Origin of the sequence: Shewanella acanthi, assembly GCF_019457475.1 — a bacterium.
Classification (GTDB): Bacteria; Pseudomonadota; Gammaproteobacteria; order Enterobacterales; family Shewanellaceae; genus Shewanella; species Shewanella acanthi.
On record NZ_CP080413.1, the window covers coordinates 1504273 to 1524102 of the forward strand.

The following is a 19830-nucleotide window of genomic DNA, read 5'->3' on the forward strand; positions in this document are numbered from 1 at the left end:
TTTACTCTGCTTTTGACAGTTCTGTATCGAGCTCTAGGCAGAGTAAACGCAATTGTTCAATTTTGTCCGCTGACATGCTCGAGCGTGAAACCAATTTTTCGGTGAGTGCTGTTGCCTCTACCTGCAATTGCCACCCTTTATCCGTTAAGGAAATCACTTTTTTGCGCTCGTCTAAATCCGACAAGTTACGTGTCAGTAATCCTTTGTTTTCCAGTCGTTTAACAATAGGGGTGAGGGTGCTTGAATCGAGCCTAGTGTCGTTCGATAACTCCTTTAAACTCACCTCGTTTTGATACCAGAGTGAGTGCATCACGATATATTGCGGATAGGTGAGATCGTATTCATCCAAAATGGGGCGAAAGGCTCTAACCAAGGAGTTGGTTGCCGTATAGAGGGCAAAACACACATTGTCGGCTAGTTGTTGAGGCATGCGCTTATCCATAATGATTGATGGACGAGCAGAGTAACAAAATTCAGTTGGACAAGATAGTTTGTGCACAAATTATTTTTAGGCTAATGAATTGCATTTTAGATTCGAACACGTTAATTTACCCGCATATAATTTGTGCGCAAACTATTTGCAGGCTAACAAATGCAATTCGACTTTATTAAGGTCTGCCGATAACGCACTCGTTGATTTTTTCTTGTTTATATCAAAGGTAATGACATGATTAGCCATCAAATTCATTTAGCTTCTCGTCCAATTGGTATGCCGACAGCGGCCAACTTTAAGCAAGTTGATGTTGAACTTCCTGCGCTGAAAGAGGGACAAGTGCTGATTAAAAACACTTGGATGTCGGTTGACCCTTATATGCGTGGCCGCATGATGGAGCGTAAATCCTATATTCCGCCCTTTGAAATCGATGCGGTGATGGAAGGTGGTGCCATTGGTGAGGTCATCGAATCCTTAAACCCTAAGTTTCCCGTTGGCTCAAAAGTTAGCAACATCAGTGGTTGGCGTACTCATTTTATCAGCGATGGCGCCGACTTAACTCTGTTGCCTGCAATTGGCATTCCGGAGCAATATTTCTTAGGCGTGATTGGTATGCCGGGTCTCACCGCGTGGTCGGGACTGATGAAAGTGGCCAAGCTTAAACCAACTGATACCGTATTTGTGTCAGCGGCTTCTGGCGCTGTGGGTATGGTAGTGTGCCAAATTGCGAAGTTACACGGCTGCACTGTTGTCGCATCTGTAGGATCTGAAGAAAAGGCAGAATTAGTGCGCGGTTTAGGTGTGGATGCGGTCATTAACTACAAGACGGTTACTAATTTAACAGAAGCCTTAAGCGCGGCAGCACCCCAGGGTATTGATGTGTACTTTGAAAACGTCGGCGGCGAGCATTTAGAAGCGGCACTAAACGTGATGAACGATTACGGTCGTATTCCTGTTTGTGGCATGATTGCCGACTACAACGCGGCCTCACCAATCCCAGGTCCATCTAACCTGATGATGATTAACATCAAAAAGCTGACATTACAGGGCTTTATCGTGATTGATTACTTCGACCAATTTGACGAATTTGCTGCGCAAATGGGTCAATGGCTGATGGAAGGTAAGGTGAAATCGGAAGAAACCGTCTACGAAGGTCTTGCCAATGCCCCTGAGGCTTTCCTTGGTTTGTTTGAAGGCAAAAACAAAGGTAAGATGCTGGTTAAGCTATAAACAAATATTCAGCTTGAGCATGGGTTAAATTGCCAATCTAGGCGAAGCCCGCTACTAAAGTAGCATTTGATGAAGCCCTTTAACCTCGGTTAATGGGCTTTACTTTTTTGTGCTGATTTTCATTTGGCATCGAAGCGGGGCTGCGAGCATTGTCTACGGGGCTTTTTCGTGCTATTTCAAGGGAGAAGATAAACCCTAATAATCCCGTCGAAGGAGTGGATATGCCATTACCTTTACTCTATTTGGGCGGCGCAGCGCTTGGTGCGTTAGTGCTTGCCGATGAGCGTGATAAACGTAAGCTGTTAGAACACGATCGCTTACTTGGGCGCGCGCCGAAAACGGTGAACGCCAATACCGCTTTGATAGCTGCTCCGAGTCAATGGCAAAAGGGATTTAAAACCGTGTCGCCCATTCCCGGCGCGATAGTCTGTTGCTATGTTTTTGGAGTGATAGAACACACGGGGATTTGGCTCGATGATGATTGTATTGTCGAACTTCACGGCTCGGGCCTTATTCGAGCGGTGTCGGTAAAGCGATTCTTAGCGGGGCGTACGGGCAGTCAAATCTTTATCGCCTGTAATCATCGACATCAACCACTGGTGGCTGAAGATATTGCAAAAACTTTTGGCGTTAGTACGGATGAGAGTGTTATCGAGCGGGCGGGGCGAGCTATATACCAATACCGTGACTATGACCTGTTCGATAATAATTGCCATCGATTCGTGTGGTTTTGCCTGACCGGCGATGAGGAATCTATTAAAGGATTTATGGCGCTTAATCAAAAGCTTGCGGGATTGTTTAAGCAGGGCATTTATTGGGATGAAATTAAACTCAAGTCTTAGCACATTTTGAATTAGTCGAATGAGATAAATAACGAGCTTTAATTAAGCGATGCCAATACGGTGAATGCTAAAAACTTATTCACGCAAAACAATAAAGCCATCCGAAGATGGCTTTATAAGTGACAACCGCGAAGCTTACTGCTTATTCGTAAAATAATCCACGGCGCGTTTTACCAGTTCAATACCGGTCATTTCACAAGGTGGTAATTCGGCATCGCTCACCGCGATTGGCGTTACGCGCTCCCCCCACTTGAGTAACAATGCGGCGGAGGTTAAGCCAGCACCAAAGGCGCAGGATAAAATAGTCTGATTCGGTTTGATAACGCCCTTTTCAAGCGCATCACAAATCGCAATTGGAATTGTCGCAGCCGAAGTATTACCGTAGTTAGCAATGTTGACGAAGGCTTTTTCCTTCGGCACTTTCATACGGCTCACTAAGGTATCGATAATGCGTTCGTTGGCCTGGTGTGGGATAACGAGATCCACATCATCCTTATCAATTGCACACTTCTCGAGGACTTTAGTGCTTAAATTGTTCATCCCGTGGATAGCACGTTTAAAGATTTCTTGGCCGTCGAACTGCAGATAGAAATCCAGTGACGACGCTTCGAATCTGTCCATCGCCGTACCGAAACCTGTCTTGAGGAATTCACGCCCATCGGGATCGTTATGAAGCTCGTAACCTAATACGCCGCCTTCAATATCGCTGGCTTCAACAACTACTGCACCCGCACCATCACCGAATAGCACTGCGGTTTCGCGGCGTGACCAGTCTAAATAAAAAGATAAGCGTTCGGCGCCAATCACCAGCACTTTACGGCTTTGCCCACTCCTAATTTGTGAGCTGGCAAGGCCCAAACCATATAAGAAACCACTACAGGCAGCGTTGATATCGAAAGCGGCGCAGCTTGCACCGATATTGGCTTGTACGGTTGAGGCAATGTTCGGTACTAAGGTATCTGGGGTGGCTGTGGCCATAATGATCATATCGAGTTCGCTGCCTTCGATACCTGCTGCAGCCAGGGCGCGTTTAGCGGCAACGGAAGCCAGTTCTGAGGTATTCACATGACTGATATGACGTTGGCTGATCCCTGTTCGGGTTTTAATCCATTCATCGGAAGTTTCGATAAAGGTTGCAAGATCATCGTTAGTCAATGTGGCGGGAGGAACGCATTTTCCCCAACCTGTGATTGTGGCGTACTGCATGGTGTTTTCTCTCAAATAAAAAGGCAGAACATTAGCGCTGCCTAAATCGACAACAAAGCTTATCGGTATAATGTAAGACTGTCCGTGATCTATACCACCTGTTTGGCGACAAGTTCGCGGATTGTCATCGCGGCATGCAAAATATGATGTCGCAGTAACGCCGTGGCTTTTTCAGTTTGTTTGAGTTTGCAATAGTTGAGCAGCTCGCGGTGCTCGTGTTCCGCCGCGGGAATGCCGCCGGCATGGAGTAATTGCAAACGAATATATCGGTCGCAGTTTGTATTGAGGCCGTGCACGACTTCCATGGTGTGCGGGCGATTGGCCGCCTGATACAAACAGGTATGGAACTGGGTATTAAGCTCGCTCCAACTGGCAACGGCATCTTCGTGCTTGAAGGCCGATTCCAATTGCTCGAGTACGCGCTCTGCTTTGGCTAAATCGTCTTCCTGTAGTCGGGGAATGGCTTTGGCGAGGAGATCGGTCTCGATCATGGCACGTAGCTCAAACAGCTCAGTGACCTGTTCAACGGACAATTCTGTCGCTGTGGCGCCCTTATGGGGTTCGAATTTAACTAAACCTTCGGCTTCGAGTTGCAGTAATGCTTCGCGTACTGGAATACGGCTCACATTTAACGCTTCAGCCAAGGCGCTTTGTCTGAGTGGTTCCCCTGCAGCTATGTCACCCGAAAGAATTCTTTCCCTCAGCACTTCTACGACTAATTGGGTGCGGGTTTTGTGGACTATAGGTGTGGCTGGGCTCATTCTGACCGTCTAATTGTTAAAGTTGATTTATTGTTATCGCGGCAAGATTACCGTTAAAGACCACACAAATAAAGGAAAAACCGATTAGACCAGACCTTATACCCGACAACATTCCAAGCCAGCAGGGCTTTTAGGCGGAAATGAACGCAGTTTTTAAGTCAAATTCAATAGCAATTAAATTCGCTTTGCGCTATTGCAGAGTGAAATGCACAAGTTCGCGGTGCAATTTTTTGTAATGGATGGAATAATAGCGCCATGACGCTATTGGCGATGTTTTATGTAAGTGGAGTAGTACTGTGGGTACAGTCAATCGAGCCGTATTTTTAGACCGTGATGGTGTAATTAATAAAGATCATGGTTATGTGCATCAGGTGGATGACTTTGAATATATCGAAGGCGTCTTTGACGCCTGCTTAAGCTTAAAGCAAATGGGTTATAAGCTGGTGGTCGTCACCAATCAATCGGGTATTGCCCGTGGTATGTACAGCGAAGATCAGTTCCACAGTCTTACCGAATGGATGGATTGGAACTTCGCTGACAAGGGCGTCGACTTAGACGGTATTTATTATTGTCCTCACCACGCAGAAAAGGGCATCGGCGAATATAAAGTGGATTGCGACTGCCGTAAGCCAAAGCCAGGCATGCTAAATGATGCGGCCAAATTCCTCAAACTCGACCTGTCACACTCTGTGATGGTAGGTGATAAAGCCGATGATATGCTCGCCGCCAAAGCCGCAGGCGTTCCGACACGTATTTTAGTCTGTAGTGGCAAAGACATTGCGGACGACAGTGAAGCAACTGTCGTGCTCGATAGTATTGTCGATGTGCCTGCATTCCTAATGAGCTTGAAGTAATCGTAATTTCTATCTATTGCGCTTTATTTTAAAACGTCTGAAATAGTGAAGTGAGTATATTAGGAACCATAGTTGATATCCGCTACGGTTCCATTATCTTCGAACAGCCCCATCCTCATCCTTAGCCCTTTGTTTCACTTTCATTGACTCTCTCGTCTATTTTCGAGCTTTATTACTTCCAATTTTATTACTTCCTATTTTTTACTAACTATATAGCAGCCAATAGCTGTATAGATTCCAGTATATAAATGTGAACGTTATGACATAACGGTTCTATCACTCACGTCAAACACCAGTGCATAACCATTTGCGCCATGATTTGTGACTAAAAATTAAGCAAATCGAGTGCTGAAATGACGTTTTGGTTTAAAAAGTGTGCAGTTAAACCGAGTTTGGCAAATAATCTTAAAAAAGGGGTTGCGGTAAAATCTGGCATCCCTATAATGCGCATCCACTGACCCAGTGAGGTCAACGGTGAAAGCTAAGACAAAGTTCAAGTAACTGAGTTCAAGGTAATTAGCCAAGCTCTTTAACAATTTATCAAGTAAATCTGTGTGGACACTCACAGGTGTTGAGTTAATCGAAATTACTCTGCCGTTTGGCGAGTAATCAAAGAATTAAATCAATGAATGAGTGTTCATAGCAATATGTACAGTTTGTTTTGACTTTCGAGTCGAAGCAGCAAATCAGAATTCATTGAGTCGTTTAACGCGAGTTAAACAAAAAACTTTTAATTGAAGAGTTTGATCATGGCTCAGATTGAACGCTGGCGGCAGGCCTAACACATGCAAGTCGAGCGGCAGCACAAGGGAACTTGTTCCTGAGGTGGCGAGCGGCGGACGGGTGAGTAATGCCTAGGGATCTGCCCAGTCGTGGGGGATAACAGTTGGAAACGACTGCTAATACCGCATACGCCCTACGGGGGAAAGGAGGGGACCTTCGGGCCTTCCGCGATTGGATGAACCTAGGTGGGATTAGCTAGTTGGTGAGGTAATGGCTCACCAAGGCGACGATCCCTAGCTGTTCTGAGAGGATGATCAGCCACACTGGGACTGAGACACGGCCCAGACTCCTACGGGAGGCAGCAGTGGGGAATATTGCACAATGGGGGAAACCCTGATGCAGCCATGCCGCGTGTGTGAAGAAGGCCTTCGGGTTGTAAAGCACTTTCAGTAGGGAGGAAAGGTTGTAAGTTAATACCTTGCAGCTGTGACGTTACCTACAGAAGAAGGACCGGCTAACTCCGTGCCAGCAGCCGCGGTAATACGGAGGGTCCAAGCGTTAATCGGAATTACTGGGCGTAAAGCGTGCGCAGGCGGTTGATTAAGCGAGATGTGAAAGCCCCGGGCTCAACCTGGGAATTGCATTTCGAACTGGTCGACTAGAGTCTTGTAGAGGGGGGTAGAATTCCAGGTGTAGCGGTGAAATGCGTAGAGATCTGGAGGAATACCGGTGGCGAAGGCGGCCCCCTGGACAAAGACTGACGCTCAGGCACGAAAGCGTGGGGAGCAAACAGGATTAGATACCCTGGTAGTCCACGCCGTAAACGATGTCTACTCGGAGTTTGGTGTCTTGAACACTGGGCTCTCAAGCTAACGCATTAAGTAGACCGCCTGGGGAGTACGGCCGCAAGGTTAAAACTCAAATGAATTGACGGGGGCCCGCACAAGCGGTGGAGCATGTGGTTTAATTCGATGCAACGCGAAGAACCTTACCTACTCTTGACATCCAGAGAATTCGCTAGAGATAGCTTAGTGCCTTCGGGAACTCTGAGACAGGTGCTGCATGGCTGTCGTCAGCTCGTGTTGTGAAATGTTGGGTTAAGTCCCGCAACGAGCGCAACCCCTATCCTTATTTGCCAGCGCGTAATGGCGGGAACTCTAGGGAGACTGCCGGTGATAAACCGGAGGAAGGTGGGGACGACGTCAAGTCATCATGGCCCTTACGAGTAGGGCTACACACGTGCTACAATGGCGAGTACAGAGGGTTGCAAAGCCGCGAGGTGGAGCTAATCTCACAAAGCTCGTCGTAGTCCGGATTGGAGTCTGCAACTCGACTCCATGAAGTCGGAATCGCTAGTAATCGTGAATCAGAATGTCACGGTGAATACGTTCCCGGGCCTTGTACACACCGCCCGTCACACCATGGGAGTGGGCTGCAAAAGAAGTGGGTAGCTTAACCTTCGGGAGGGCGCTCACCACTTTGTGGTTCATGACTGGGGTGAAGTCGTAACAAGGTAGCCCTAGGGGAACCTGGGGCTGGATCACCTCCTTACCTATACGACTAACTCGATGTTTGTTGAGTGTTCACACAGATTTACTTGATAGAAGATAGAGTAAACGATGGGTCTGTAGCTCAGCTGGTTAGAGCGCACCCCTGATAAGGGTGAGGTCGGTGGTTCAAGTCCACTCTGACCCACCAATCCTTAAGGGTTGGACATCTGATACTCGCACTGCATGTAAATGGGGCTATAGCTCAGCTGGGAGAGCGCCTGCCTTGCACGCAGGAGGTCTGCGGTTCGATCCCGCATAGCTCCACCATTTACTGCAATCTGGTTAGAGATGCCAAAGATAAACTGAAAAATTATCTTTGGCTTTTTTAAGCCCGCTCTTTAACAATTTGGAAAGCTGATAGTAATTAATACAATGATGTCTGTCGTTGTGTTAATACGAAAAAAATTGAGTTCTTAAAACACTTTTTAAGTGTCTTGAATATTCAAGTCTAAGGCGAGTCCATCTTCTTGGTCGAAGATGAGACAAGTAAAACCAGCTGGTCGCAACAATTCAAGTGAAACTCATTTGGGTTGTATGGTTAAGCGACTAAGCGTATACGGTGGATGCCTTGGCAGTCAGAGGCGATGAAGGACGTAGTAACTTGCGAAAAGCGTTGGCGAGCTAGTAACAAGCATTTGAGCTAACGATGTCCGAATGGGGGAACCCAGCAGCATAAGCTGTTATCACTACATGAATACATAGTGTAGTGAGGCGAACGAGGGGAACTGAAACATCTAAGTACCCTTAGGAAAAGAAATCAACCGAGATTCCCCTAGTAGCGGCGAGCGAACGGGGATTAGCCCTTAAGTCAGAGGGGTGTTAGTGGAATGGTCTGGAAAGTCCAGCGGCACAGGGTGATAGCCCCGTACACGAAAACTAACCTTTGATGAAATCGAGTAAGGCGGGACACGTGATATCCTGTTTGAATATGGGGGGACCATCCTCCAAGGCTAAATACTCCTGACTGACCGATAGTGAACCAGTACCGTGAGGGAAAGGCGAAAAGAACCCCTGTGAGGGGAGTGAAATAGAACCTGAAACCGTATACGTACAAGCAGTGGGAGCGGTTCTTGAGACCGTGACTGCGTACCTTTTGTATAATGGGTCAGCGACTTACGTTTTGTAGCGAGGTTAAGCGAATAGCGGAGCCGTAGGGAAACCGAGTGTTAACTGCGCGTTTAGTTGCAAGGCGTAGACCCGAAACCCGGTGATCTAGCCATGGGCAGGTTGAAGGTTGAGTAACATCAACTGGAGGACCGAACCGACTAATGTTGAAAAATTAGCGGATGACTTGTGGCTGGGGGTGAAAGGCCAATCAAACCGGGAGATATCTGGTTCTCCTCGAAAGCTATTTAGGTAGCGCCTCGGACGAACACCTTTGGGGGTAGAGCACTGTTAAGGCTAGGGGGTCATCCCGACTTACCAACCCTTTGCAAACTCCGAATACCAAAGAGTGCTATCCGGGAGACAGACGGCGGGTGCTAACGTCCGTCGTCAAAAGGGAAACAACCCAGACCGTCAGCTAAGGTCCCAAAGTGTATGTTAAGTGGGAAACGATGTGGGAAGGCTTAGACAGCTAGGATGTTGGCTTAGAAGCAGCCATCATTTAAAGAAAGCGTAATAGCTCACTAGTCGAGTCGGCCTGCGCGGAAGATGTAACGGGGCTAAACATACCACCGAAGCTACGGGTGCAATCCATTAGGGTTGCGCGGTAGAGGAGCGTTCTGTAAGCCGTTGAAGGTGAAGGGGTAACCCACGCTGGAGGTATCAGAAGTGCGAATGCTGACATGAGTAACGATAAAGGGGGTGAAAAACCCCCTCGCCGAAAGACCAAGGGTTCCTGTCCAACGTTAATCGGGGCAGGGTGAGTCGACCCCTAAGGCGAGGCCGAAAGGCGTAGTCGATGGGAAACAGATTAATATTTCTGTACTTCCGCTAACTGCGATGGAGAGACGGAGAAGGCTAGGCTAGCGCGGCGTTGGTAGTCCGCGTTTAAGGTGGTAGGTGGGTGACTTAGGCAAATCCGGGTCACTATACACTGAGAGCTGATGACGAGGTCCTACGGGACTGAAGTAGTTGATGCCATGCTTCCAGGAAAATCTTCTAAGCTTCAGGTTAGCGGGAATCGTACCCCAAACCGACACAGGTGGTCGGGTAGAGAATACCAAGGCGCTTGAGAGAACTCGGCTGAAGGAACTAGGCAAAATGGTACCGTAACTTCGGGAGAAGGTACGCTGCTGTTGGTGATGGGACTTGCTCCCTAAGCTGACGGCAGTCGCAGATACCAGGTGGCTGCAACTGTTTATCAAAAACACAGCACTGTGCAAAATCGCAAGATGACGTATACGGTGTGACGCCTGCCCGGTGCCGGAAGGTTAATTGATTGGGTTATCGCAAGAGAAGCTCATGATCGAAGCCCCGGTAAACGGCGGCCGTAACTATAACGGTCCTAAGGTAGCGAAATTCCTTGTCGGGTAAGTTCCGACCTGCACGAATGGCGTAATGATGGCCACGCTGTCTCCAGCCGAGACTCAGTGAAGTTGAAATTGCGGTGAAGATGCCGTATACCCGCGGCTAGACGGAAAGACCCCGTGAACCTTTACTATAGCTTGGCACTGAACATTGACCCTACATGTGTAGGATAGGTGGGAGACTTTGAAGCGGGAACGCTAGTTCTCGTGGAGTCGTCCTTGAAATACCACCCTTGTAGTGTTGATGTTCTAACTCTGGCCCCTTATCGGGGTTGAGGACAGTGCCTGGTGGGTAGTTTGACTGGGGCGGTCTCCTCCCAAAGAGTAACGGAGGAGCACGAAGGTTGGCTAAGTACGGTCGGACATCGTACGGTTAGTGCAATGGCATAAGCCAGCTTAACTGCGAGACAGACACGTCGAGCAGGTACGAAAGTAGGTCATAGTGATCCGGTGGTTCTGAATGGAAGGGCCATCGCTCAACGGATAAAAGGTACTCCGGGGATAACAGGCTGATACCGCCCAAGAGTTCATATCGACGGCGGTGTTTGGCACCTCGATGTCGGCTCATCACATCCTGGGGCTGAAGTCGGTCCCAAGGGTATGGCTGTTCGCCATTTAAAGTGGTACGCGAGCTGGGTTCAGAACGTCGTGAGACAGTTCGGTCCCTATCTGCCGTGGGCGTTGGATGATTGAGGGGAGTTGCTCCTAGTACGAGAGGACCGGAGTGAACGAACCGCTGGTGTTCGGGTTGTCATGCCAATGGCATTGCCCGGTAGCTATGTTCGGAATCGATAACCGCTGAAAGCATCTAAGCGGGAAGCGAGCCCCAAGATGAGTCATCCCTTGGACTATAAGTCCACTAAAGAGCCGTTCGAGACTAGGACGTTGATAGGTCAGGTGTGTAAGCGTTGTGAGGCGTTGAGCTAACTGATACTAATGACTCGAGAGGCTTAACCATACAACCCAGATGGGTTTTACTAAGCGTGCTTAGATAGAATACAAACACTTAAGAAGTGACTCAAACAGCTTTCCGAATTAACTGGAATAAAAATTTATCAATTACATCCATGTAGTTGACCCTAACGGGCCGCGCTAAAGCGCGTTAAAAATTGTTCCAGACAATTTTTTGCTTGGTGACAATAGCATTGTGGTCCCACCTGATCCCATCCCGAACTCAGAAGTGAAACGCAATCGCGCCGATGGTAGTGTGGGGTCTCCCCATGTGAGAGTAGGTCATCGCCAAGCGCCAAATTATCTCTATGAGATGTAACGAAGCCAGCTGAAGAAGCTGGCTTTTTTGCATTTGCGATTCAGTTAATTCCGTTAGTGCAATATCCAATTCCGCTAGTGCATCATCATCGACTCTTTTTAGCCATTCTATTGCTTATTAATCTTTGCCTTAAAGCGTTTCTTCGTCGCCTCATCAGCCTGTTGATACCAGTAATCGAGCATATGACTGATTTCCGCTTGGGTGGGTCCTTCAACCTTTGCTTCTGGCGTTGCTATCGTTGAAGAAGATATTGTCGTCGAGGCTGGCGCTTGGGGCGTTGGCGTTAATGCAGGGGCAGAGTTTACTGCTATGTCTGATTGGTTGGCCGTTGATGAGACAACCGCGGTATTCATATTGGTTAGCTGCTGGCTTACCGGAATGGCAGCAACCTTGTTAGCGAGATTATATTGCAGTATCTCTTGCTCATAATTGCGGCCAATTTGCAGGCCATTTTTAACTAACATATCCCACTCGAAGCTTATGTTGTCATTGTTGGCATTAAATAACGCGATCTGAGGTGCGGTATCAAATTGTTTTGCATCTTTATTTGAGCTGATTTTGGGAAGCTTTAGTGTTAGCTCCTGTTCGGCTTGATTAAAGCGAATAATAACCACCTCAGATTGATAGCGCACCGCGTTAGCCTGCTGACGATATTGCGCGTTATAGCGAAATGCCAGCTGATGTAAACCATCGTTTAGGTTTAACTTGTCTTGACTCGAGGCCAACTGACCGTTAATAGCGATAACTTCCACATTTTCTGGAAGGGTTAAGGAAACGCCAGCGAAAACAGGCGCAGCCAGAAACCCCATCAGTGTGATTACACAAAGGCTATTTTGATTTGCCATAGATTACTCGTTCATTGCTAATATTGAGCTAGATAGTTCACAAATAATAAGTGAGATAGTAAGGAATACAAACAGAGGGCATCGTACATGATGGACATGGATTGTCTTTATTGTTCATCTTAGCACTAATGATCTTATCGGAATAATCCTTAACCTTAGTAGAATATTTCATCACTTAATGTATGAATGAATAAGAATTAATATTTGTTAGTTATTTGCTGTCGTCATTCATTTTTATCGGTCTGAATGCCTACTTTACTTTTTTATTGTCGCCACAACGTTTTATATATATCTGTATTTAAATGTTTTTATTATTAATGGATACACTTGATAGAATATTTGATGTAATTCATTAAGCTGTAAATGGCTATTTATCAGCATGCAAACTCGCTATGAATGGCTTGTTGCACATATAGTGATACAAATTGGCTTTGAGTTTAATGCGAGAAAGTTTGGCTACTATGGCCTTACTTGCTAAGGTTGTCCCGCAAATCAAAAGTGCATCCTGATAAATGCACCCGTTGGAAAGAAGCCAAAATCGATTTACATGCACCTTTCATCACATAAAAACTAAGAAAGGGCAGTAAATATTAGGGAGACCATATGCGTAAGTCCGTTATTACTGCTGCCGTTACTGCGGCGCTTTTACTGAGCGCCTGCTCAGATAAACCAGAAGTTACTAACCCAGCTCCTAATGCATCAGCAGAGACAGACAAGACTGTTACTGCGGCCAATGTATTACTAACTAAGAGCCCACTTCAGGATCAGGCACCGCAGTTTGACCTGATTCACAACACTGACTATGCACCAGCGTTTGAGCTGGGCATTAAAGAGCATGAGGCGGAAATTGCGGCAATTGTAGCTAATAACCAAGCTGCGACCTTTGAGAATACCATTCTTGCAATGGAAACTTCGGGTTCACTGTTAAGCCGCGTTTCTCGCACTTTCTTCAATATGGCGGGGTTAATTTCAGACGATGTGCTGCAGAAGACTGAAGCCGACCTGGCGCCCGTACTCTCAGCCCACAGAGATAACATTTATCTCGATCCTAAATTATTTGCCCGTGTTGATGCTGTTTATCAGCAAAAGGCGAGTTTAAATGCCGAGGATCAACGTTTAGTTGAGTTCTATTACGATCAGTTCGTACGTGCCGGTGCCAAATTATCCGATGCAGATAAGGCTAAGATGCGGGACTTGAATGCGGAGCTTGCGACCCTATCAACTGAGTTTTCACAAAACAGCTTAAAATCATTTAAAAATGATGTGATTGTTGTGACTGATAAAGCGCAGCTTGATGGTCTGTCTGAATCTGAAATCGCGACCCTTGCGGCAGCTGCAAAGGCTGCGGATAAAACGGGTTACCTGATTACTCTCGTTAACACCACGCGTCAGCCGATTCTTGCAAGCCTGAATAACCGTGAACTGCGCCAAAAAGTGTGGGAAACCTCAGCCCACAGAGCGGTTGCAAGCAATGGTCCACTGATTGTGAAAATGGCTCAGCTACGCGCGAAGAAAGCTAATCTGTTAGGTTTTGATACTTGGGCGGCCTATGCGGTTGCCGATCAAATGGCGAAAACCCCGACGGCGGTATACGAAATTCTTGATGATCTGGCGCCAAAAGCGTTAGAGAGAGCCAAGGTAGAAGCGGCTGATATTCAAGCTGAAATCAACAAGGCGGGTGGTGATTTTACCCTGCAACCTTGGGACTGGGCCTATTACGCTGAAAAAGTGCGTAAGGAAAAATATGCCCTCGATGAAGGCAGCATTAAGCCCTATTTTGAATTTAATACTGTACTTAAAGACGGCTTATTCTATGCGATGCACAAGCTTTATGGCATCACGGTAAAACCACGCACCGATTTACCCGTTTGGCACAGTGATGTGTATGCCTTTGAGGTATTTGATAAGGACGACAGTTCTATCGGTCTTTTCTACCTTGACCCGTACGCCCGTGAAGGTAAAGGTGGCGGTGCATGGATGGATGAGTTCGTGACCCAAAACGATTTATTAGGCAATAAGCCTGTGGTTTACAACGCGCTGAACATTCCAAAACCTGCCGAAGGCCCGACTCTAATGACCTTCGATGAAGTGACCACTATGTTCCATGAATTTGGTCATGCGGTGCACGGTCTGTTCTCTAAGGTGAAATACCCAAGTGTTGCTGGTACTTCAACGGCGCGTGATTTCGTTGAATTCCCATCCCAAGTAAACGAGGATTGGGATATCGATCCTGTGGTTATCGCAAACTATGCAAAACACTACCAAACCGGTGAGCCGATTCCAAAGGCGTTGCTCGATAAAATCTTAGCCTCTAACAAGTTTGGCCAAGGTTTTGATACCGTTGAGTATCTTACAGCAGCACTTTTGGATATGGAATGGCACTCCATCAGTGCCGATACCCAAATTAGCGATGTAGAGCAATTTGAACACCAAGTCCTTGCTAAACACGGCATCGACTTTGCGCAAATTCCACCGCGCTATAAGTCGAGCTATTTTAGCCATGCCTTCTCTGGTGGTTATTCTGCAGGTTACTACGCTTACCTGTGGACCGAAGTATTTGCCGCCGATGCATTTGCTTATATGACAGAGCTGGGTGGTTTAAAGCTAGATAATGGCGATAAATTCCGTCAGACCGTGCTCTCAAAGGGCAACAGTGAAGATTTAATGCAGGATTACATCCATTTCACTGGTAGCAAACCGACGACCGATGCGCTGTTAAAACGCCGCGGCCTCGTCGACTAGACCGATCATTGTAAAAAAGCCAAAGGCTTGTGAGGGCAACCTCTCAAGCCTTTTTTTTGCCTATTGTCTTTGGTAATTCTTTACTCTAAAATCCGCGCACTTTTACTGTGGGATAGGTTCCTATCCCGTTTCGACGCCCCCCTCGAAAATCAGGCTCTATCCCCTGTGAGCCCTTGAGTACAGCAAAGCGTAGCTTTTTTATTGGATGTAGCATTTATGGTTTCGCAATTAAGTGAAGCAGTGCTGGATGTGATTGCTGACGCCTTGGTAGACAAAGGCTATATTTGTCTTAATGAGTTAATTCCTAATGAAATCAGTCAAATATTGTTAGAAAAAATTCAAGCCACCCAGATACATGATTTAAAGGCCGCTTCAATTGGCCGCGGCGCCGAGCAGCAGTTAAACGCCGATATTCGCCGTGATCGAATTCAGTGGCTCGAAGAAGAGAATGAAATTGATACCCTGTATTTGGATTTAATGGCGCAGCTCAAGGACGGTTTAAATCGCCGTTTGTATATGGGGCTGTTCGATTACGAAAGCCACTATGCGGTTTACCAACCGGGGGCTTTTTACAAAAAACACGTCGATGCCCTAAAGGGCAGTCAGAACCGCATTTTGACGACTGTGTTCTTTTTAAATCCTGATTGGACACCTGCCGATTGCGGCGAGCTAATTATTTACGATGAAGACGATAATGAAATCGAGCGAGTCGCCCCTAAATTAGGGCAATTTGTAATTTTCTTAAGTGAGCGCTTCCCCCATGAAGTGAGTAAAACCCTTGCGCAGCGTAATAGTATCGCCGGTTGGTTTCGGGTGAGTAATAGCGTTCACGGTTTTTAAGCACAGTTCAAAGCTGTTTAAACAATCGAAGTGTTTCAACATCTAGGGCTGCAATCGTTTCCGCTTGCAGCCCTTTGCATTTGATGGCAACTGTATTCGGTTAATCAGTTTCCCGCTAGATCGTGACTATTTGCTGCATAATTTGCTTAAGCCACTGCAGCCCAGGTTGACTCTGCTGCACTGGATGCCAAACACAATTTAAGTGATAGCTTGGCATATTCGAAGGTAGGCTGACTTGTTTTAGCGGCCAGTGACTGGCGAGCATCTGTGCAACTTTTTGCGGCAATACCAGTAAATGATCGGACTGACTGACAATCGCCGCAGCCGACATATAGCTTTGGCTGTTAACCGAAATCTGCCGCGTTAGTCCTTGGGTACTTAAAAAACGGTCGATAATCGATTCGTGGGTTCCTAAAGGGGAGTGGAACACATGTGGCGTTGCCACAAGCTGCTCAAGGCTAAGCTGATTGCCAATCTCGGGATGACCCTCACGTACTAAGGCGCTTAATGGTTCTGTTAACCAAGTTTCGCGCATCAGGTGCTTAGGTACCGCCATATATTCATCAAAGCCTAATACCAAGTCGATTTCACCATTGGCGAGTTCACTCTCGGGGATTTGCTCCCGCAGGATCACTATCTCGATATGCACGCCCGGCGCGATAGCTTTTAAGCGTGAGATGAGCGGCGGGATCAGTACGCACTCCACATAGTCGGTGGTGCTTATCACAAAGCGGCGTTGACTGTTAGCAGGTTCAAAAATGTCGGGCTCATCCAGCTGCTGTTCAAGCAGTTTTAATGCCTGTTGGATCCCACTGTGCAGCGCAAGTGCTCTAGCGCTTGGGAGCATACCTTGGGGGGTTCGCACCAATAAGGGATCGTTAAAGTGTTGCCGTAAACGGTTTAGGGCGTGACTCATGGCGGGCTGACTTAAAAAGACCCGCTGCGCCGCTTTAGTGACATTACGCTCAATCATCAGCGCATCGAAGGCGCGAAGGAGATTGAGGTCGAATTGATGTAGCTTCATTGAATTTTTAAATTCATCAAATGAATATAAGGTTTTATGGTATTCACATGAGTGATGCTTAGCAAGTCTCAATTTCTGCCACATGATAGACATTCTGCTTAGAGCAACCGGCTATTTTATCCTTAATGGCTTAAAGTAGGCTTAGGATGTTTCCCTACTACTTTTAATCAAATGCCGCTGAAAAATAAGGTATTTATTTTTGAGTGAATAATGTTAGGCTAGTAAAAATTGTGCGCTAGAGCACGGTTTTGACTGCAAAAGGAGGCATGGCGATGGACATGATTAAGGTACCCGAGATCTTAAGCGGTGAGCATGTGGTGCTTGAACCTTTAACGCTGTCCCATGTAGCGGCATTAAGCGTTGCCGTGACGGACGGTGAACTTTGGCGGCTTTGGTTCACTAGCGTGCCTGAGCCTAATGAGATGAAAGCCTACGTTGCGCAGGCGCTTGATGAGCAAGCAAAGGGTAAGAGTTTTCCCTTTGCAGTGCGTGATAAACACTCGGGCCAAATAGTGGGCTGCACCCGCATCTGCAATTACGAGGTTGAGCACTGCCGTCTTGAGATTGGTTATACCTGGTACGCCAAACGTGCCCAGCGCACGGGCATAAACACCGAAACTAAATTGCTCCTGCTGACATTTGCCTTTGAAACTTTAAAAGCGATTGCCGTCGAATTTAGAACCCATTGGCATAATCAAGCCTCTCGCCAAGCTATTACTCGCCTCGGGGCCAAGCAGGATGGAGTGCTGCGCAGCCATAAAATTCTCAAAGACGGTACGATTCGTGACACTGTGGTGTTTTCCATCATCGAAAGCGAGTGGCCGACGGTGAAGCAGCATTTAGGTTTTCGCCTCAAGCAGCATTTGCAATGAGTGAACGTAAAAATTAATTTATGATCATTCGCTTGAGATTAATTGACCGCTTAAGTAGGTTATTCTTAATTTACATTCAAAAGGGATATAAAAAAATGTTGAAAGCATTTATTGTTGCCGGATTCGCTTTAATTGTGAGCAATGCAGCCTTTGCCGATGAGGCTGAGAAGGCCTTTAGTCAGGAAGCTATTGAGTGCGCGGCTTATTATCAGATTAGTTCAGAGGCGATTGGTTCGATGAATGCTCCGCAGATGCAGGCCGTGGGTGAGCGTCTTAAAAACTCAAAAGTGGAAGCGGAGAACCTCGCCAAAAAATACCAAAGCGAGGCAGATGTCACTAAAGCGGTGAGCGAGGCTAAGGATAAGCAAATTCAAAGCCTAGGAGGCTCGGGTAACCTGAGTGCGCTGATGAGTAAGTACAAAGAAGAATGTAAGAATTTGCTGGCCGATCCTCAAAAACGTTTAGATTACTGGACCATGGCAACCATGTAATCTTGATTCGACAATGCGTGAGTTGCAGCAGCAATACTAAAGGAGCCTAAGGCTCCTTTAGTATTTTTGGTCTACTGACGGTATCTTTACTGTTGCTAGGTTGTGAGAGGATACGAATTCAATCCTTATCGCAGAATTTTCTCTAGTGTTTTTCCCTTGGCGAGTTCATCGATTAACTTATCTAGATATCGCACCTTTTGGATTAAAGGGTCTGCAATATCTTCAACCCGGACGCCGCAGACAGTGCCTTTAATCAGCGAGCAGTTTGGATGCAGTGCTGGCGCTTCGTTAAAGAAAGCCTCAAAGTCATTATCTATCGCAATTTGCCGTTGTAACTCATTGGCACTGTATCCTGTCAGCCAACAGATAATTTGGTCGACTTCCGCTTTAGTCCTTTGTTTACGCTCCGCTTTAGCGATATAGAGAGGATAAACCTTTGAAAAAGGCATTCTAGGAATACGGTGATCGTTGTTCATAACAATCCTTTGTGAATCGTGCTAAATGTGGAAATCGGAATGTCGAAAATCAGGTCTTATTTTTAACGCTCAGCGTATATCGTAAAGTGCCCGTTGAAACAAACCGTAAGGCACCCTTAATTTACGGGTCACTAAAACGCTAAAACATGTAGATTAATAAAATATAGAATTCATGACATCACAGAATAAAGATCATGATAAAGGCATATAAGAGGATTGGGTATGATCATCGGGTTATCAATAGCAGCGTTACTCAGTGTAGGGCTAAGTGGACTTCATATTTTTGATAGCCGCAAGCTGCGGGGGATGAGTGATGGTAACACTCTGACTGATGGTGCTTCTAAGCAAATGCTTCGCGGTTTACTGTATTGCCAGTCGGTATTTTACTTAACTTCCGCGGCGGTGCTGCTCATTTGTGCCTTAAAACTCATCTCCGGTATGTACGCTTTTTCACTGCTGCTGTTTATTGGGCTTAACTTTGGCATTTTTGCTATTTGGAATCTGTATGTGGCTATGCTGAGTAATCCTGAGTCGACTAAGCGGTTTTACCTTCAAGCGGTGGTCTTGTTTTCAGTGAGTTGTTTAAGCCTCTTCGGTGCTCTTACTGCTTAATTTCATGTTAAGCCGAACTTATCTAAGCGACTTGGAAGGGGGCTAAGGATTTTCAAGAAAGGTCTTTAAATAGATAGAGACGTTTAAAAATACTTCCATCGCCTTGAACTACACTCAGTGAAACACTGTTACTGGATGTCTTAGTATGGACCGCAAATTTGTGTTGTCCGCCTTTAGTTACGGGATATTGGGATTAATGCTTGGGATCTATATGGCGGCCTCAAAAAATCACGGTCAACTCGTGACCCATGCCCATATTATGTTGATTGGTTTTGTGTTGTCCTTTATCTATGGCCTATGTCACAGGTTGTGGCTCAACAATTCCCACTCCAAACTCGCTGTCATTCAGTTCTATCTACATCAAATAGGTTCAGTCATCGTTTTTGTTGGGCTGTTTTTACTCTACGGCCAATTTATTGCCCTAGAAACGATTGACCCGATTCTTGCTGGTGGGTCGATTATTGTTTTTATTGGAATAGTGCTGATGATGGTGGAATTTATCCGCACCGGTAGAGCGCATTAGTGACGAGTAAACGGTTAGGGCAAGGATTACCTATTTAGTGAGAAAAAATAAGCACCTAAAAAGGT

General features: G+C 46.5%; 15 protein-coding genes, 2 tRNA genes and 3 rRNA genes. 14 read left to right on the plus strand and 6 right to left on the minus strand.

Translation table 11 applies throughout. The features are described from left to right. Position 1 precedes the first annotated feature (1 nt). Entirely contained in the window at positions 2 to 430 is a 429-nt protein-coding gene (locus K0H61_RS06720; protein ID WP_220051937.1) for a MarR family winged helix-turn-helix transcriptional regulator, read from the minus strand. A 237-nt stretch (positions 431 to 667) separates the two neighbouring features. Here K0H61_RS06720 and K0H61_RS06725 point away from each other — a divergent pair, with 237 nt between their 5' ends. Together K0H61_RS06725 and K0H61_RS06730 are read left to right on the plus strand one after the other, a co-directional pair. Next, a complete protein-coding gene (locus K0H61_RS06725; RefSeq protein WP_220051938.1) occupies positions 668 to 1663 on the plus strand; it encodes an NADP-dependent oxidoreductase in 996 nt (331 codons plus the stop codon). Between the two features lie 221 nt (positions 1664 to 1884). Next, entirely contained in the window at positions 1885 to 2505 is a 621-nt protein-coding gene (locus K0H61_RS06730) for a lecithin retinol acyltransferase family protein (RefSeq protein ID WP_220051939.1), read from the plus strand. 135 nt (positions 2506 to 2640) lie between these two features. Here K0H61_RS06730 and K0H61_RS06735 read toward each other — a convergent pair whose 3' ends face one another. Both K0H61_RS06735 and K0H61_RS06740 read right to left on the minus strand, forming a co-directional pair. Continuing rightward, positions 2641 to 3711: a ketoacyl-ACP synthase III gene (locus K0H61_RS06735; protein WP_220051940.1), complete on the minus strand. Its 1071-nt coding sequence runs from the start codon at positions 3709 to 3711 to the stop codon at positions 2641 to 2643. Between the two features lie 89 nt (positions 3712 to 3800). After that, positions 3801 to 4472 carry a GntR family transcriptional regulator gene (locus K0H61_RS06740; RefSeq protein WP_220051941.1) on the minus strand — a complete coding sequence of 224 codons (672 nt, stop codon included), beginning with the start codon at positions 4470 to 4472 and terminating at the stop codon, positions 3801 to 3803. A gap of 296 nt (positions 4473 to 4768) precedes the next feature. Between K0H61_RS06740 and gmhB the strand changes: the two genes are divergently transcribed. The 6 genes from gmhB (at position 4769) to rrf (ending at position 11315) form a co-directional block, all read left to right on the plus strand. Beyond that, positions 4769 to 5326, plus strand: coding sequence for a D-glycero-beta-D-manno-heptose 1,7-bisphosphate 7-phosphatase (gene gmhB, locus K0H61_RS06745; RefSeq protein ID WP_220051942.1), 558 nt, complete (start codon positions 4769 to 4771; stop codon positions 5324 to 5326). Between the two features lie 731 nt (positions 5327 to 6057). Continuing rightward, positions 6058 to 7600, plus strand: a 16S ribosomal RNA gene (locus tag K0H61_RS06750). 70 nt (positions 7601 to 7670) lie between these two features. Next, a tRNA-Ile gene (locus tag K0H61_RS06755) sits at positions 7671 to 7747 on the plus strand. 43 nt (positions 7748 to 7790) lie between these two features. Beyond that, a tRNA-Ala gene (locus tag K0H61_RS06760) sits at positions 7791 to 7866 on the plus strand. Positions 7867 to 8135: 269 nt separating this feature from the next. Continuing rightward, positions 8136 to 11028, plus strand: a 23S ribosomal RNA gene (locus K0H61_RS06765). Positions 11029 to 11199: 171 nt separating this feature from the next. Continuing rightward, a 5S ribosomal RNA gene (rrf, locus tag K0H61_RS06770) occupies positions 11200 to 11315 on the plus strand. The 16S, 23S and 5S rRNA genes sit together here with 2 tRNA genes alongside, the layout of an rRNA operon. 132 nt (positions 11316 to 11447) lie before the next feature. On the opposite strand, the gene K0H61_RS06775 is transcribed toward rrf, so the two are convergent. Beyond that, positions 11448 to 12185 carry a YccT family protein gene (locus K0H61_RS06775; protein ID WP_220051943.1) on the minus strand — a complete coding sequence of 246 codons (738 nt, stop codon included), beginning with the start codon at positions 12183 to 12185 and terminating at the stop codon, positions 11448 to 11450. Between the two features lie 603 nt (positions 12186 to 12788). Between K0H61_RS06775 and K0H61_RS06780 the strand changes: the two genes are divergently transcribed. Both K0H61_RS06780 and K0H61_RS06785 read left to right on the plus strand, forming a co-directional pair. Further along, the gene (locus K0H61_RS06780) at positions 12789 to 14927 is read left to right on the plus strand and encodes a M3 family metallopeptidase (RefSeq protein WP_220051944.1); all 2139 of its coding nucleotides are present in this window, start codon (positions 12789 to 12791) and stop codon (positions 14925 to 14927) included. Positions 14928 to 15143: 216 nt separating this feature from the next. After that, on the plus strand, positions 15144 to 15767 hold the full coding sequence (locus tag K0H61_RS06785; protein ID WP_220051945.1) for a 2OG-Fe(II) oxygenase: 624 nt from the start codon (positions 15144 to 15146) through the stop codon (positions 15765 to 15767). Positions 15768 to 15882: 115 nt separating this feature from the next. Here the strand turns inward: K0H61_RS06785 and K0H61_RS06790 are convergent, their stop codons facing one another. Continuing rightward, positions 15883 to 16791 carry a LysR family transcriptional regulator gene (locus K0H61_RS06790; protein ID WP_220051946.1) on the minus strand — a complete coding sequence of 303 codons (909 nt, stop codon included), beginning with the start codon at positions 16789 to 16791 and terminating at the stop codon, positions 15883 to 15885. A 272-nt stretch (positions 16792 to 17063) separates the two neighbouring features. Between K0H61_RS06790 and K0H61_RS06795 the strand changes: the two genes are divergently transcribed. Further along, the gene (locus K0H61_RS06795; protein ID WP_258406020.1) at positions 17064 to 17663 is read left to right on the plus strand and encodes a GNAT family N-acetyltransferase; all 600 of its coding nucleotides are present in this window, start codon (positions 17064 to 17066) and stop codon (positions 17661 to 17663) included. 95 nt (positions 17664 to 17758) lie between these two features. Further along, positions 17759 to 18154, plus strand: coding sequence for a hypothetical protein (locus K0H61_RS06800; RefSeq protein ID WP_220051947.1), 396 nt, complete (start codon positions 17759 to 17761; stop codon positions 18152 to 18154). Between the two features lie 125 nt (positions 18155 to 18279). On the opposite strand, the gene K0H61_RS06805 is transcribed toward K0H61_RS06800, so the two are convergent. Beyond that, a complete protein-coding gene (locus K0H61_RS06805) occupies positions 18280 to 18630 on the minus strand; it encodes a DUF2200 domain-containing protein (RefSeq protein ID WP_258406021.1) in 351 nt (116 codons plus the stop codon). 222 nt (positions 18631 to 18852) lie between these two features. On the opposite strand from K0H61_RS06805, the gene K0H61_RS06810 reads away from it, so the two are divergent. Together K0H61_RS06810 and K0H61_RS06815 are read left to right on the plus strand one after the other, a co-directional pair. Continuing rightward, positions 18853 to 19242: a hypothetical protein gene (locus tag K0H61_RS06810; RefSeq protein ID WP_220051948.1), complete on the plus strand. Its 390-nt coding sequence runs from the start codon at positions 18853 to 18855 to the stop codon at positions 19240 to 19242. Positions 19243 to 19387: 145 nt separating this feature from the next. Next, positions 19388 to 19765: a TonB-dependent receptor gene (locus K0H61_RS06815; RefSeq protein WP_220051949.1), complete on the plus strand. Its 378-nt coding sequence runs from the start codon at positions 19388 to 19390 to the stop codon at positions 19763 to 19765. Positions 19766 to 19830: the final 65 nt, after the last annotated feature.

Excerpts from the sequence above, each read along its gene's own strand:
- K0H61_RS06720 (WP_220051937.1), bottom strand. The coding sequence starts at position 430 with ATGCCTCAACAACTAGCCGACAATGTGTGTTTTGCCCTCTATACGGCA.
- K0H61_RS06725 (WP_220051938.1), top strand. The coding sequence starts at position 668 with ATGATTAGCCATCAAATTCATTTAGCTTCTCGTCCAATTGGTATGCCG.
- K0H61_RS06730 (WP_220051939.1), top strand. The coding sequence starts at position 1,885 with ATGCCATTACCTTTACTCTATTTGGGCGGCGCAGCGCTTGGTGCGTTA.
- K0H61_RS06735 (WP_220051940.1), bottom strand. The coding sequence starts at position 3,711 with ATGCAGTACGCCACAATCACAGGTTGGGGAAAATGCGTTCCTCCCGCC.
- K0H61_RS06740 (WP_220051941.1), bottom strand. The coding sequence starts at position 4,472 with ATGAGCCCAGCCACACCTATAGTCCACAAAACCCGCACCCAATTAGTC.
- K0H61_RS06775 (WP_220051943.1), bottom strand. The coding sequence starts at position 12,185 with ATGGCAAATCAAAATAGCCTTTGTGTAATCACACTGATGGGGTTTCTG.
- K0H61_RS06780 (WP_220051944.1), top strand. The coding sequence starts at position 12,789 with ATGCGTAAGTCCGTTATTACTGCTGCCGTTACTGCGGCGCTTTTACTG.
- K0H61_RS06785 (WP_220051945.1), top strand. The coding sequence starts at position 15,144 with ATGGTTTCGCAATTAAGTGAAGCAGTGCTGGATGTGATTGCTGACGCC.
- K0H61_RS06790 (WP_220051946.1), bottom strand. The coding sequence starts at position 16,791 with ATGAAGCTACATCAATTCGACCTCAATCTCCTTCGCGCCTTCGATGCG.
- K0H61_RS06795 (WP_258406020.1), top strand. The coding sequence starts at position 17,064 with ATGGACATGATTAAGGTACCCGAGATCTTAAGCGGTGAGCATGTGGTG.
- K0H61_RS06800 (WP_220051947.1), top strand. The coding sequence starts at position 17,759 with ATGTTGAAAGCATTTATTGTTGCCGGATTCGCTTTAATTGTGAGCAAT.
- K0H61_RS06805 (WP_258406021.1), bottom strand. The coding sequence starts at position 18,630 with ATGAACAACGATCACCGTATTCCTAGAATGCCTTTTTCAAAGGTTTAT.
- K0H61_RS06810 (WP_220051948.1), top strand. The coding sequence starts at position 18,853 with ATGATCATCGGGTTATCAATAGCAGCGTTACTCAGTGTAGGGCTAAGT.
- K0H61_RS06815 (WP_220051949.1), top strand. The coding sequence starts at position 19,388 with ATGGACCGCAAATTTGTGTTGTCCGCCTTTAGTTACGGGATATTGGGA.